This is a genomic window from Corynebacterium mucifaciens (assembly GCF_012396315.1).
GTDB classification, from domain to species: domain Bacteria; phylum Actinomycetota; class Actinomycetes; order Mycobacteriales; family Mycobacteriaceae; genus Corynebacterium; species Corynebacterium mucifaciens.
Window position 1 is genome coordinate 69128 of the sequence record NZ_JAAXPF010000002.1, and the last position, 14581, is coordinate 83708.

Genomic DNA, 14581 nt, shown 5'->3' on the forward strand with positions numbered 1-14581 from the left:
GGCGGGCGGCTCCCCGCTCGTGGGGCGAGACTGTGATGCTGGGCCAGCACAGGTAGGATCCCTATGGCCCGGCGAGCTACCTGAGCCGTCGGGAGAGAACATAGATGATGGGCTGCGTCCAGGTATGCCGCAGCCCAGTGACGCGCAAAGGAGCGCACGACGAATATGTCCACCGCAGCAGCAGTCGAATTCGCGCCGTTCGAGGTTCCCGCCGGAACCGCCGTCGGCGCGGCCATGAGGGAGCTGAACCTGCCGAACAAGGGCGAGGACGCCATCGTGTGCGTCCAGGATGAGGCAGGCGACCTGAAGGATCTATCCCACGTCCCTGATGCGACTGCCACGTTTCTCCCGGTGCCTGCCAACACCGAGCTTGGCCGCTCCGTGATCCGCCACTCCTGTGCGCACGTACTCGCCCAGGCTGTCCAGGCGGAATTTCCCGGCACGAAGCTGGGCATCGGCCCAGCCATTAACGACGGCTTTTACTACGACTTCGATGTCGCACAGCCGTTCACGCCCGAGGATCTGAAGACGCTGGAAAAGCGGATGAAGAAGATCATCAAACAGGGTCAGAAGTTTGTCCGCGGCGTCTACGCGTCTGCGGAGGAGGCAGCCGAGGATCTCAAGGACGAGCCGTACAAGCTCGAGCTGATCCAAGACAAGGGCAGTGTTGACCCAGACTCGGACGAGGCGACCGAGGTGGGCGCGGGTGAGCTGACCCACTACGACAACGTCAATCCTCGTACCAACGAGGTGGAGTGGCATGACCTGTGCCGTGGCCCGCACGTGCCCACCACCAAGTACATTCCCGCATTTGCGCTCACTCGTTCCTCCGCGGCGTACTGGCGTGGCGACCAGAACAACGCGGGTCTGCAGCGCGTCTACGGCACCGCCTGGGAGTCCAAGGACAAGCTTGACGAGTACATGACCATGCTCGAGGAAGCCGAAAAGCGCGACCACCGTCGTTTGGGCAACGAGCTGGACCTGTTTTCCTTTCCGGACGAAGTCGGCTCCGGCCTCCCGGTGTTCCACCCGGACGGCGGCATCGTGCGCATGACTATGGAGCAGCACTCGCGCGAGCGCCACGTGGCTGCGGGCTACTCCTTTGTGAACACCCCGCACGTGACCAAGGGTGACCTGTTTAAGAAGTCGGGCCACCTGGACTGGTATGCCGACGGCATGTTCCCGCCCATGAAGTTGGACGGCGAGGTGGATGCGGACGGCAATGTGACCAAGCAGCCGGTGGACTACTACGCCAAGCCGATGAACTGCCCGATGCACAACCTCATCTTTGACTCGCGTGGCCGCTCCTACCGCGAGCTGCCGCTTCGCCTGTTCGAGTTCGGCACCGTCTACCGCTACGAAAAATCCGGCGTGGTCCACGGCCTCACCCGCGCCCGCGGCTTCACGCAAGACGATGCTCACATCTACTGCACGGAGGATCAGCTTGAAGAGGAGCTGACCAGCGTGCTGGAGTTCATCATCTCCCTGCTGCAGGATTACGGGTTGGATGACTTCTACCTAGAGCTGTCCACTAAGGACCCCAACAAATACATCGGTGACGATGAAATTTGGGAACGCTCGACTGCCATTCTCGAGTCTGTGGCCAAGAAGTCCGGCCTCGAGCTCGTGCCGGACCCGGCAGGCGCGGCGTTCTACGGCCCGAAAATTTCCGTGCAGGCTCGCGACGCCATCGGCCGCACCTGGCAGATGTCCACCGTGCAGCTGGACTTCAACCTGCCCGAGCGCTTTGACCTGACGTACACCGCGTCCGACGGCTCAAAGAAGCGGCCGGTGATGATCCACCGCGCGCTGTTCGGCTCCATTGAACGCTTCTTCGGCGTGTTGCTGGAGCACTACGCAGGTGCGTTCCCGGCGTGGCTCGCACCGCACCAGGTGGTGGGCATCCCGGTGGCGGACGCGTTCGGCGATCACCTGGAGGGGGTCATCGAAAAGCTGCGGGAGCGCGGAATTCGCGCCGAGGTCGACCATTCCGATGACCGCATGCAGAAGAAGATCCGCACCCACACCACGGGGAAGGTGCCGTTCATGCTGCTTGCCGGCGAGAGGGACGTGGAGGCCAACGCGGTGAGCTTCCGTTTCTTGGACGGCAGCCAGATCAACGGCGTTCCGGTGGACGAAGCTGTGGAAACCATCAGTGAGTGGATCAGCGCGAAACGCAATGAGCAACCCAGCGAGGAAACCGTTGCAATCCGAAACTAGCGGCGATACCTACGCCGACGCCGGTGTGGGCGACCCAGATCGCCTCACCCGTCTGTGGGCGCCGTACCGCTCGCGCTACATCGCCTCCATGCCGGGCCGCGAGGCGGGGGATGGCGGCGAGGAGGCCGAAGGATCGTCGGAAAGCGAAGGCGATCCCTTCCTGCGCATTCCGGAATTGAGCGACGAGGACGGTTTGATTGTCGCGCGTGGCAAGACCGTCTATGCCGTGTGCAACTTGTACCCGTACAACGCAGGGCACCTGATGGTCGTGCCGTACCGTAAGGTCGCGGAGCTGGAGGCGCTCACCGATGCTGAGACAACCGAGCTCATGGCGTTTGCCAAGCACGCGGTGAAGACGCTCAAGCGCGTTTCTAAGCCCGAAGCCATCAATGTCGGTCTCAACCTAGGCAAGGCCTCCGGCGGGTCTGTCGGCGACCACCTGCACCTGCACGTTGTGCCGCGATGGGCGGGTGACTCGAACTTCATGACCGTAATCAGTGGCACGAAGGTCCTGCCGCAACTGCTGCGGGATACTCGGGCCTTGCTTGCCGACGGCTGGCGCGAGGTCGACCTACTGGAGGCAGGTGACAGTGATGCTTAGCGTGCACGGCCGCAAACCCGCCGCAGTGGTGGTGGAGCCATTGGCGAAGGGGCTGCTGAAGATCGGCTTGACCCCGAACGCGACGACGATTGCCGGCACGGCGTTGACGGTGCTCAGCTCGGTGGCGCTCATTCCCACCGGCCACCTTGTGTTGGCTGCGGTGCTGAGCTTGTTCTTCGCGGCCTTCGACATGGTGGACGGCACAATGGCCCGCCTTCGCGGCGGCGGCACCGCGTTTGGCGCCACGCTCGACGCGAGTTGCGACAGGCTCACGGACGGTGCGTTGTTCGCTGCGATCGCCATGTGGCTCATTTATGTCGAAGGCGCCGCGCCGGTGAACGTTGCTGTGTGCCTGGCGGTACTCGTTTTGTCCCAGACGATCAGCTATATCAAGGCGCGTGGTGAAGCGGGCGGGCTGACCGTTGTGGGCGGCTTAATCGAGCGCCCGGAGCGGCTTATCCTGGGGTTGGGAGGCCTTGCACTCCAGGGCTTCGGTGTGCCGCACGCTGTGGTGGTCTCCCTCTGGATTCTCTTGATCGGGTCCGTCATCACCGTGGTGCAACGGCTGCTGCTGGCCAAACGCGACGAAAAGGCGGGCAGCCGCATCGCGCCGCCGGCGGGGGCGTAAATGACCTCCGCGCATGAGCGGCTCACGGCCGCGGGTTATATCGCCGGCTGGAAAATTGCCGGCGCGCTGCCCGCCGGACTGACTTCGCTGGCCGCCCAATGGGCCGCGGACCGCGTCTCAGACGACGGGGAAGGTATGGAAATGCTGCGGCGCAACCTGGCCCGGGTGGTTGGGCCAGAGCACGTCACGCGCGAGCTCGTACAGGATGCAATGCGCTCGTACGCGCGCTATTGGTTGGAGGCGTTCCGGCTGCCGCGCCTCGCAGGGGATCCAGCGTTGGACAGCAAGCTTTCCGCGGGATTGGAGGGGCGTGACCACCTCGACGCCGCGCTGTCGCGTGGCAAGGGCGCGGTGCTGACACTGCCGCACTCCGGGAACTGGGACATGGCCGGCATGTGGCTGGTCGCCCACTACGGGCAGTTCGCCACCGTTGCTGAGCGGCTTAGGCCCGAGGCACTGTTCAACGCATTCGTCGAGTTCCGGGAGACGCTGGGTTTCGAGGTCGTGCCGCTCAGCGGCGCCGCTCGCGCACCGTACGTGAGGCTCAAAGAGGTGATTGAGGGCGGCGGGATCGTGTGTCTGCTGGGAGAGCGCGATTTCACCCGCGCGGGTGTGCCGGTGTCGTTTTTCGGCGATGCGACCACGTTTCCGGCCGGGCCCGCGAAGCTTGCGCTAGATACCGGGGCGCCGTTGCTCGTGGCGCATTCCTGGTTCACCGGCACCCGCCGCGACCCGGGGTGGGGTATGCGGGTGTCGGCACCCGTGAAGGTGACCACGCTGGATGAGACGGTGCAGCGGGTGGCGGACGCGTTCGCGGCTAATATCGCGGCGCATCCCGCGGACTGGCACATGCTTCAGCCGCTGTGGCCGGCGGATGCGCCCAAACCCAGCCGCCGCAAGGAGTTCGAGCAGCGCCAGCGTGCGGCGGGGAGGTAGCCGGTGCGAGTCGGTCTCGTGTGCCCGTATTCCTTCGACGCACCGGGCGGAGTTCAAGCCCATGTCCTTGACCTGGCAGCTGCGTTGCGCGGGATGGGCCACGAAACGCAAGTCCTTGGCCCGGCATTACCGCGCGCGGAGCTGCCCCGGTGGGTGACCCCGGGCGGGCCGGCCGTGCCGGTGCGCTACAACGGGTCGGTCGCTCGCATCTCGTTCGGGCCCCAAGTGCGCCGCACCACCCGCCAGTTCATCGAAGGCGGCGACTTTGACGTGCTCCACGTCCACGAGCCGAATTCGCCGAGTTACTCCATGGCGGCGGTGCGCATGGCCACCGGACCGATCGTCGCGACGTATCACGCCTCTGCCGCATCCTCTTACGCGCTTAAGCTGGCTCTTCCGGCGCTGCGGGGAAGCCTGGAAAAAATCCGCGCCGGTATCGCGGTCAGTGATGAAGCGTGGCGCTGGCAAGCCGAGCAGGTGGGCACCGATCCCGTGATCATTCCGAATGGCGTGGACACGGCTCGGTTCGCGGCAGCTCGTCGAAGCAACACGTCAGATGCTGTGGAAGTGGTCTTTTTGGGCCGCCTGGATGAGCCGAGGAAAGGTTTGGACGTGTTCCTGCGCGCTGTGTCGATGCTGCCGCAGCGGCCCCGAGTCACAGTTGTCGGGGCAGGCGCCCAGCGTGTTGTAGAGGGCGTGGAATTTACCGGCCGAGTCACCGAGGATGAAAAAGCAGCGATCTTGGGCCGTGCCGACATCTTCGTCGCGCCGAACCTCGGCGGTGAGTCCTTTGGCATTGTTCTCGTGGAGGCGATGGCTGCGGGGTGCGCCGTAGTGGCCAGCGATATCCCTGCGTTCGCCGCCGTGTGCGGCGAGGATGCGGGCTTGCTGTTCCCACCCGGCGATGCGGCGGCGCTCTCCGCACAGTTGCAGCTGCTTATCGACGACGTCCCGTTGCGCACCCGGCTTGCCGAAACCGGCGGCCGGCGGGCGGGCCACTTTGACTGGTCTGTGGTGGCCCGTCAAGTACTCCACGTGTACGAGGCGGTGTCGGTAGAAGAGAAGGTCGGGGTGGAAGCATGGTACTGAACGTGCTGGTCGTCCTGGCGGCGGTGTTCCTCACGCTGTTTGCGGCATGGGCGTACAGCACGGCGCAGCGGCTCCACCGGTTGCATATCCGCCTCGACCGGTCGCGGGATGCGCTTCAGGCCGCGTTAGATCGCCGGTGCGCGGTGGTCGCCGCGGTATATCGGGAGCTTGGGGTGCTGGCTGGAGAAACGGAGCGCACCCGGCTCACGCCGACGGACCTCCAAAGCAGGATGCAGCAGGAAGCCTGTCTCGTGCAGGTGCTGCGTGAGAGAGCCGGCGGGCGCCGGGAGCCAGCACCCTTACAGGATGCAAACACTCGGGTGTCGCTGGCGCTGCGCTTTTACAACGATGCGGTGGAAGATACGTGGGCTCTGAGTTCCAGGCCGCTGGTGCGCGCGTTGCAGCTGGGAGGCACGGCGGCGCCGCCCCAGTTCGTGCAGGGCGACCAGTAGGGGGACGCTTGCACCGGTGCGTATAATGCGCTCTGTTATACGTCAACGACACGTCAACCGAGGAAAAGGGGTGCGTTATGTCGGGCCACTCAAAGTGGGCGACCACGAAGCACAAGAAGGCCGCAAACGACGCAAAGCGGTCGAAGCTGTGGGCGAAGATGATTAAGGACATCGAAGTCGCGGCGCGCACCGGCGGCGGCGATCCTGCGGCAAACCCCACCCTCGACGACATGATCCGGAAGGCAAAGAAGGCCTCCGTTCCGGGCGACAACATCGAGCGCGCGCGTAAGCGTGGCTCGGGTGAGGAAGCCGGTGGCTCAAACTGGGAGACGGTCATGTACGAGGGGTACGGCACCAACGGCGTGGCCGTGCTCATTGAGTGCCTGACCGACAACCGGAACCGGGCGGCAACTGAGGTGCGTACCGCCATGACCAAGAACGGCGGAAACTTGGGCGAGTCCGGGTCCGTCGGCTACATGTTCGAGCGCACTGGCGTCGTGACCATTCAGAAGGGCGACTTGAGCGAAGACGACGTCCTCATGGCGGTGCTTGATGCGGGTGCCGAAGAGGTCAACGACCTGGGCGAGGAATTCGAGATCACATGCAGGCCGACCGATCTGCCGGCAGTGCGTGAGGCGCTTGCGGGCGAGAACATCGAGATTGAAGACGCAGGCCAGGAGTTCCGCGCTGACGTCCAGGTGGATCTGGATGTGGACGGTGCCAAGAAAATGATGCGCATCATCGACGCACTGGAAGACTCTGACGATGTCCAGAACGTCTACACCAACATGACCCTTTCGGACGAAGTCGCCGCGCAGCTGGAAGACTAGCGTTCACCGACGTTGAGCCCGTGCCGCCGCCTGCGGCGCGGGCTTTTCATCTGCCCCGTGTGGTAGAACATATGTGTTACAGAGGGCGCACGAGCGGAAGGGAGGAACCGATGCCGGCTGAAGGCCTTCGAGTAATGGGCATCGACCCCGGTTTGACCCGGTGCGGCCTGTCCGTGGTCCAAGCGGGCCGCGGCCGCCAAATCTTTCCCGTTGCGGTCGGCGTGGTTCGCACCCCGTCTACGGCAGAGCTGGCGGAACGGCTGCTGCGGATCTCCCGCGCAGTGGGCGAGTGGATCGACGACTACCGGCCAGATGTTATCGCTATGGAGCGAATCTTCGAACGGGGCAATGTCTCTACCGTCATGCACACGGCGCACGCAGTCGGCGTCATGGTGCTCGCCGCGGCCGAGCGTGACATCCCCGTGCACATGTACACCCCTTCCGAAGTGAAAAAAGCCATCTCTGGCAACGGCCGGGCGGACAAGAAACAGATGACTACGATGATCACGCGGATTCTCGGGCTGTCGGAAGCGCCGAAGCCTGCGGACGCGGCGGACGCCCTCGCTATTGCGGTGTGCCACTGCTGGCGCGCACCACTTATCGCACGAACGAACCAGCTCACGGTAAAGGCGGCAAACCAATGATTGATTCGTTACATGGGGAGGTGCTCTCCATCGGCCTCGACCACGCAGTGATCGAGTGCTCTGGGGTTGGGTACCGGTTCCTCGCCGCCCCGTCGACGCTGGGGCGGCTGGCCCGAGGGGAGCGCAGCAGGGTGCTGACCTCGATGGTGGTCAAGGACGACGGGGTCACCTTATATGGTTTCGCGGACGCGGAATCACGCGAGATGTTCCACAAGCTTCAAACGGTCTCAGGTCTCGGGCCCAAGCTCGCCCTGGCAGCCCTTTCGGTGTTCGAGCCAGGCCAATTGTCGGCGCATATCGCCGCTGGGGATGTAAAGGCGATCCAGACAATTCCCGGCGTGGGCAAAAAGATGGCCGAGCGAATCGCTTTGGAGCTGAAAGACAAGGTAGATCCGTTCACTGCCGCAGCGGACACTTCTGCCGCTCCGGGGCCGTCGGGCACTACCGCTGGGGCGTCGTTCGCCTCTGAACAGGTGGTCGAGGCGCTGGTGGGCCTCGGATTCCAGGAGCGCACCGCACGGCCCGTTGTCGACGCGCTGGTGGCAGCGGAGCCGGGGGAATCAGCCTCGGCCCTGCTACGCCGAGCGTTGAGCCAGTTGGGCAAGAAGTAGGGAGGCGCTTTCCGTGTCGGATGTGGAAAAGACAGAGTTTGAGCTGCCGGAGGGATTCGCCGCGAAGCAGGTATCGCCGGTCGATGCCCACGCGCAAGCAGACGAGCACGACATTGAGCGCTCGCTGCGGCCGAAGTCGCTCGGCGAGTTCATCGGCCAGCCAAAGGTGCGCGAGCAACTCAATCTGGTCCTCGCAGGCGCGCGCAGCCGCGGTGTGACGCCAGACCACATTCTTTTGTCCGGCCCACCTGGTCTGGGAAAGACCACTATGGCCATGATCGTGGCGCAGGAACTAGGTACGTCGTTGCGCATGACCTCAGGTCCCGCACTCGAGCGTGCGGGGGACCTCGCCGCGATGCTTTCCAACCTCATGGAAGGCGACGTGCTGTTCATCGATGAGATCCACCGCATCGCCCGGCCTGCTGAAGAGATGCTTTACATGGCAATGGAGGATTTCCGCATCGACGTGATTGTGGGCAAGGGTCCGGGGGCCACCTCCATCCCGTTGGAGATCCCGCCGTTCACCCTCGTCGGAGCTACGACGAGGGCTGGCATGCTTACCGGGCCGTTGCGCGACCGATTCGGTTTCACGGCGCAAATGGAGTTTTACGACGTCGATGACCTGACGAAGGTGGTCAGCCGTGCCGCGACGATCCTCGGTGTCCGCATCGACACCGATGCCGCGGTGGAAATTGCGTCGCGATCCCGTGGCACGCCCCGCATCGCAAACCGTCTGCTGCGGCGCGTGCGGGACTGGGCCGATGTGCACGGCAACGGGCACGTCACCCTCGAAGCGGCGCGGGCGGCACTGAAGGTGTTCGACGTGGACGAACGCGGACTCGACAGGCTCGATCGCGCTGTGCTGGATTCGCTGATCCGCGGCCACGGCGGTGGCCCGGTTGGTGTCGGCACGCTCGCGATCGCGGTCGGGGAAGACCCCGGGACAATTGAGGAGGTGTGCGAGCCGTACCTCGTACGGGCCGGACTGATGTCGCGCACCGGCCGCGGCCGGGTCGCCACCGCAGCTGCCTGGAACCATCTCGGCTTGCAGGCGCCCCCGGAGGCGCCGGGGCAAATCTCCTTCTCCTAGGTACCGCGCGGGCCGGTCTGCCGGGTGCACGGGTGAATGCCGTAGCATGATCCGTTGTGCCTCCACCGGTACGCCCGTTACGTGCGCCGATTCACCGCCGCCGGGGCGCTGGTGGAGCGGAAAATTGGAGCTCGGAAAGCAGAGGAGTCAGCTCAGTGTCCAGCAACACTCGGCGGTCCCGCGATGTGCGGGGGAAGAAGCGCTGGCCCGCCCGGGCGCTTGCGTTCTTCGCCCTCATCGTTATCGGTGTCTACGCCCTCGTCTTTTTCACCGGCGACAGGACGGCAGAACCGAAGCTCGGTATCGACCTGCAGGGCGGAACGCGCGTGACTTTGGTCCCGCAGGGCGACGAGCCGACGTCCGAGCAGCTGGAGGATGCGCGGAACATTTTGGAAAACCGTGTCAACGGCATGGGCGTGACGGGAGCCTCCGTCGTCGTCGACGGCAACACCATCGTTATCGAGGCAGCAGGCGACGACACGGCGGAAATCCGCAACATCGGACAAACCTCGCAGCTGTTCTTCCGCCCGGTGCTCGATCCGCCAGCAGCAGACCCCGCAAAGGTCGACGACGCCATCTTGGACATGGCCAACGAGTGGGTGAAATACGGGATCTTCTCCCCGGAGGAGGGGCAGGCCGTACTTAACCAGCTCGCTGCGCGTAAAGAGGCCGCTGAAAAGGAAGCCGAGAACGCTGCCAAGGCGGCGGAGGAAGGCTCCCAAGAGGGCAAGGACGTCGCCCCTCAGGAAGAAGAGCAGCCCGCTGAGCCGGCGGACGCACCGAAGCTGACGGCGACGCCTTTGCCGGAGCCGAACGGCCCGGTCGAAGCCGCGGAGCGCCGCCAGGAGACGACGGACATGCTTCGCAGGACGCGCCAGTCCGTTGACCCGACCGAGCAGTTCGCCGCGTTGACGCTTATGTCGGCGCGTTGCGCGGGCCAGATCACCGACCCGCTCGCGGGATCGGATAAGGCAGAACTCCCGCTGGTGGCGTGCGACCCGGCCACGGGCCAGGCACTCCTGCTCGACGAAGTGCCCCTGCTCAACGGGGTCACCGACGAGAGGGGCCCGCGTCTGACCGGCGAGCAGATCGACACCTCCCGCTCCATCACCGGCGGGTTCAACCCGCAGTCCAGCCAGATGGAGATCAGCTTCGCCTTTAGCCAGGCTGGCCAGCCCAACGGGTCCGAGACGTGGGCGCGGCTCACCAGCGAGATGCTGCAGAAGCAGATTGCGATCACGCTGGACTCACAGGTCATTTCCGCGCCCGTGATTCAGGGGGCCACCCCGGTCGGGTCCGCGACCTCCATCACCGGCGACTTCACCCAGGAGGAGGCGGAGAACCTGGCCAACAACCTGCGTTACGGTGCGTTGCCGCTGTCCTTTGCGGGGGAGAACGGCGAGCCCGGCGGAACTGCCATGTCCGTGCCGCCGTCACTGGGCCAGGCATCGTTGAAGGCGGGTCTCTACGCCGGCGTCGTGGGCCTCATCTTGGTTGCCCTGTTTGTCTTCGCCTACTACCGCCTCTACGGCCTGATCTCACTAGCCTCCTTGGTCGCAGCTGGTGCGCTCGTGTACGGGACCTTGGTGTTGCTCGGCCGCTGGATCGGCTACTCGCTGGACCTCTCCGGTATCGCAGGCCTTGTCATTGGCATCGGCGCGACCGCCGACTCCTTCATCGTGATCTACGAGCGCATCAAGGATGAGGTGCGCAAGGGCAAGACCTTCCGCTCCGCTACGGCATCTGGCTGGGAGCGGGCGAAGGACACAGTGATCACCGGCAACATGGTGACCCTGATTGCGGCGGTAATCATCTACTTCTTGGCCGTCGGTGACGTGAAGGGATTCGCGTTTACCATGGGGCTGACCACGGTGTTCGACTTGGTGGTCACCTTCCTGGTTACCGCCCCGCTGCTGATCATGGCGTCTCGCAACCGCTTCTGGGCCAAACCGTCGGCCAACGGCATGGGCAAGGCGTTTGCAACGGCCCAAGAGCGCCGTGCGCGGGTCAGCTCCGGTGGCAAACAGCATGCCGTCGATACGCAAGCGCCCCAGCCGGTTGCAACGAACGAGGAGATCTAGACATGTCGAGCACGAACGCAACTGCGAAGCGCTCCGCGGAGACGCTTTACGACGGCACCGGGTCCGTTGACTTCGTCGGCCGCAGGAAGCTCTGGTACGGCATCACGTTGGCCCTAGTGGTGATCTCGCTGTTGGCGATGCTGCTGCGAGGGTTCAACCTCGGCATCGACTTCGAGGGCGGCACTAAGATGACGATGCCCGCGGGCGAGCTCGCGACGGAGCAGGTTGAGGAAACGTTCACGGATGCGACGGGCGTGACCCCGGAGCTGACGCAGATTGTGGGATCGGGCGACTCCCGCGTGCTGGAGATTAACTCCGAGCACCTCACGCAGGAGCAGATCGACGCTGCCCGCCAGGCCATCTTCGACGAGTACCAGATCACGTATTATAACGGTGAACCGAGCGCTGATGCGATCGGCGACTCCACGGTGTCTGAATCTTGGGGCTCCACCATCACCAACCGCATGCTGCTTGCGATGGCCGCGTTCCTCGTGGCGGCAGCGGTCTATGTTGCGGTGCGTCTGCAGCGAGAAATGGCCGCTGCCGCCATGGCCGCGCTGATCGTCGACGCGGTGCTGATTCTGGGCATCTACGCGCTCTTCGGGCTCGAAGTCACCCCGGCGATGATCATCGGTTTGCTCACGGTGCTCACATTTTCGCTGTACGACACCGTGATCGTGTTTGACAAAGTGCGCGAAAACACCTCGGGTGTGCTGGATTCGCGCCGTTCCACGTACGCCGAGGAGGCGAACCTGGCCGTCAACCAAACCGTTGTGCGTTCCATCTCCACCTCCGTGATCTCCGCGCTGCCGATTGTCGCGCTCATGGTCGTGGCGGTGTGGATGCTTGGCGTGGGCACGTTACGGGACCTCGCCCTCATTCAGCTTATCGGTGTGATCGAGGGCATTTTCTCCTCCCTCTTCCTGGCCACTCCTTTGCTGGTGAGCCTGGTCAACCGGAAGAAGAAGTACAAAGAGCACAACGCCGAGGTGGAACGCTACCGTTCGCGCGGGAGCGTCGACGATGAGACCGCTCAGTTGGAAGATGCGGGGCAACACAAACGCCAGGTTGAAGCACCGATGCGTCGCTCGGGCAGCACCCGCGCAGAGGGCTCCGCGCACTCCGCAACCTGGCGTCCTACAACCCGGTAGGTGGTGTCTGAACCATGATTGGACGAGTGAAGCGAGCTTTAGCTGCGACCGCCGCAGTGGTGGTGGGCTCAGCGGCGCTAGTTGCGTGCGGGGCCCAGGAAGACGAAGGCGAGCAGGCAAAGAAGCTGTTCGGGTACCAAGTGCTCAGTGAACTGCGGACGACAAACGCCGGCACCCTGGAAGGGGCGAGCGATCTCTCCCAGCAGCTGTCGGTTCGCCTATACCCGGGCGTGTATGTTCCGGGCCCGAGCGGCCAAATGATCCCGAACACGGATTTGGTGACCACCCGTGTACTCCCGGGAGACCAGCGCAAGGTTGTGTACACCTTGTCCGACAGCGCAGTTTTCTCTGACGGCACGCCGGTGACCTGTTCGGACTACCTGCTTACGTTCACAGCGGGGCAGTACCCGGGCTTGTTTGGCTCCCGCATGCCGCTGTTCGACGACACCGAGGACCTGTCGTGCACGACGGGTTCGAAGGAATTCACCCTGACGTTCAAGGAAAGTCGCGGCGCGCGTTGGCGTGGATTGTTTGAGGCGGGCACTGTGCTGCCCGCGCATGCAGTTGCCAACAAGCTAGGCAAGAGCGTCGACGACCTCGACGCCGATCTGCTTTCCGACGATTTCTCGCGCCTTTCACCGATCGCTGAAGTGTGGAAAAACGGGTTTAGCCTGGAGCACTTCGACCCTGACCTGCAAGTGTCTTTTGGCCCCTTCCAGATCTCCGAGGTTGGGGAGAGCGGGGAAGTGACCCTTGTGGCGAACGAGTATTACTACGGCGTCGCCCCGCAGACGGGGGAAATGGTGGTGTGGCCCGGCAGAGCCGACTCCGCCGAGCTCGCTGAGGCGGAAGCACTGCGAATCGGCGACCTACGTGAGCCGGACCCGGCCTGGCACGATGTCAACGCCGAAGGCAACCGGTTGGATGTAGACACCCAGGTAGGCGAGCTGACGGAGGCGCTGACCTTCCCCGAGGTGGGCATGTGGGCGGTTCCGGAGAACCGGCAAGCTTTTGCCAAGTGTGTGGACCCGCGAGCCGTCGCGAAGGCATCCAGCGACCACGCTGGAGTAGACGTGCCCGTCGCGCCGCTGCACGTGCTGCAGCACTCGGACCCGCTGGCAGAGCGCGTGGCCAGCGTAGTGGAGCCGCAACTCGACGTGGACATTGACGCGGCGTCGGCGCTTTCGGGGTCCGAAGTACGCATCGGCTACCCGTACCCGAGCGCACGGTTTGCGGCGATGGTCGACTCGATCCGTCGCAGCTGTGAACCGGCGGGCATCAGCGTTATCGACGTCACCGAGGGCGGAAAGACGCTCGCGGACCTTCCCCGCGCGGAGTACGACGAGTGGGGCAACGAAACGTGGACAGAGGGTGCGGCGGACGTGATCTTGCACGCTGAAGACCCGATGCGCGAGTACCCCGCGGCAAACAACCGGGCCCAAGACCTTGCTGCTCTGCGCGCCCAAGAAGGGTATTTGTGGGAGGAGTTGCCCTCCATTCCTCTTGCGGCCCAGCCCCGAACCTTCGCTGTGGACGGCGCAGTGCGTAACGTGGTGCCGTTCACAGGTCTCGCCGGCATCGGCTGGAACATGGACCGGTGGCAACTTTCCACGGACATTTCGGCCGAGAAATAACAGGAGAACGCAGCTCATGGCCCCCACACCTATCGACGGCAACCGTTATGCCACCGCCCGCGCCGCGCTGAATGACAAAATTCGCAAGGTCCCCGATTTCCCCGAGGAGGGCGTGCTTTTTGAAGATCTCACGCCCGTGCTGGCGGACCCTGCGGCGTTGAACATCGTCATCGCTGAGATGGCTACAGCGAGCCGCAAACTCGGCGCCGATCTCGTCGGCGGTCTTGACGCACGCGGGTTCCTGCTTGGTTCGGCCGTAGCGTACGAGCTGGGTATGGGCATCCTCGCCATCCGGAAGAAGGGCAAGCTGCCGCCGCCGGTGATTACGCAGGAATACACCACCGAGTACAGCACGGCTGCGTTGGAGATTCCAGCGGACGGCGTGGACGTCACCGGCAAGCGCGTCGTGCTCGTCGACGATGTGCTGGCCACCGGCGGCACCCTCGTCGCGGCGCGCAACCTCATCGAACGCGCCGGCGGCAGCGTTGCTGGATACGTCGTTGTCCTTGAGGTGGAAGGCCTGGGGGGACGCGAAAAGCTTGGGGACGCTCCGCTGGTGGTGCTGACCGAAGAGCACCCGGACGCAGCGTAGAATTACTGCTCTATCCGTTGGA

At 64.3% G+C, this 14581-nt stretch carries 14 protein-coding genes; all 14 read left to right on the forward strand.

The features are described 5' to 3' along the window. Nucleotides 1-165 precede the first annotated feature (165 nt). Entirely contained in the window at nucleotides 166-2220 is a 2055-nt protein-coding gene (gene thrS / locus HF989_RS02335; RefSeq protein ID WP_168683751.1) for a threonine--tRNA ligase, read from the forward strand. Then, nucleotides 2180-2821, forward strand: coding sequence for an ATP adenylyltransferase (locus HF989_RS02340; protein ID WP_168683752.1), 642 nt, complete (start codon nucleotides 2180-2182; stop codon nucleotides 2819-2821). The genes thrS and HF989_RS02340 overlap by 41 nt, the downstream gene beginning before the upstream one ends. Then, nucleotides 2814-3449 (forward strand): phosphatidylinositol phosphate synthase, encoded by a 636-nt coding sequence (gene pgsA, locus HF989_RS02345; protein WP_168683753.1) that lies wholly within the window; start codon nucleotides 2814-2816, stop codon nucleotides 3447-3449. The genes HF989_RS02340 and pgsA overlap by 8 nt, the downstream gene beginning before the upstream one ends. Further along, entirely contained in the window at nucleotides 3450-4385 is a 936-nt protein-coding gene (locus tag HF989_RS02350) for a phosphatidylinositol mannoside acyltransferase (RefSeq protein ID WP_168683754.1), read from the forward strand. 3 nt (nucleotides 4386-4388) lie between these two features. Further along, nucleotides 4389-5474, forward strand: a complete 1086-nt coding sequence (locus tag HF989_RS02355; protein ID WP_168683755.1) for a glycosyltransferase — start codon at nucleotides 4389-4391, stop codon at nucleotides 5472-5474. After that, nucleotides 5465-5926 carry a hypothetical protein gene (locus HF989_RS02360; RefSeq protein WP_168683756.1) on the forward strand — a complete coding sequence of 154 codons (462 nt, stop codon included), beginning with the start codon at nucleotides 5465-5467 and terminating at the stop codon, nucleotides 5924-5926. Before HF989_RS02355 ends, HF989_RS02360 begins: the two co-directional genes overlap by 10 nt. Nucleotides 5927-6003: 77 nt before the next feature. Next, a complete protein-coding gene (locus HF989_RS02365) occupies nucleotides 6004-6756 on the forward strand; it encodes a YebC/PmpR family DNA-binding transcriptional regulator (protein WP_168683757.1) in 753 nt (250 codons plus the stop codon). Between the two features lie 110 nt (nucleotides 6757-6866). Beyond that, nucleotides 6867-7400, forward strand: coding sequence for a crossover junction endodeoxyribonuclease RuvC (gene ruvC, locus HF989_RS02370; RefSeq protein WP_168683758.1), 534 nt, complete (start codon nucleotides 6867-6869; stop codon nucleotides 7398-7400). Then, nucleotides 7397-8011, forward strand: a complete 615-nt coding sequence (gene ruvA / locus HF989_RS02375) for a Holliday junction branch migration protein RuvA (protein WP_168683759.1) — start codon at nucleotides 7397-7399, stop codon at nucleotides 8009-8011. The genes ruvC and ruvA overlap by 4 nt, the downstream gene beginning before the upstream one ends. 13 nt (nucleotides 8012-8024) lie before the next feature. Then, nucleotides 8025-9101, forward strand: a complete 1077-nt coding sequence (ruvB, locus tag HF989_RS02380; protein ID WP_168683760.1) for a Holliday junction branch migration DNA helicase RuvB — start codon at nucleotides 8025-8027, stop codon at nucleotides 9099-9101. Nucleotides 9102-9256: 155 nt separating this feature from the next. After that, nucleotides 9257-11182, forward strand: a complete 1926-nt coding sequence (gene secD / locus HF989_RS02385) for a protein translocase subunit SecD (RefSeq protein WP_168683761.1) — start codon at nucleotides 9257-9259, stop codon at nucleotides 11180-11182. Nucleotides 11183-11184: 2 nt separating this feature from the next. Beyond that, nucleotides 11185-12333 (forward strand): protein translocase subunit SecF, encoded by a 1149-nt coding sequence (gene secF, locus HF989_RS02390; protein ID WP_168683762.1) that lies wholly within the window; start codon nucleotides 11185-11187, stop codon nucleotides 12331-12333. 14 nt (nucleotides 12334-12347) lie between these two features. Next, nucleotides 12348-13967, forward strand: a complete 1620-nt coding sequence (locus HF989_RS02395) for an ABC transporter substrate-binding protein (RefSeq protein WP_168683763.1) — start codon at nucleotides 12348-12350, stop codon at nucleotides 13965-13967. 16 nt (nucleotides 13968-13983) lie between these two features. Beyond that, nucleotides 13984-14559, forward strand: a complete 576-nt coding sequence (locus HF989_RS02400; RefSeq protein WP_168683764.1) for an adenine phosphoribosyltransferase — start codon at nucleotides 13984-13986, stop codon at nucleotides 14557-14559. Nucleotides 14560-14581 lie beyond the last annotated feature (22 nt).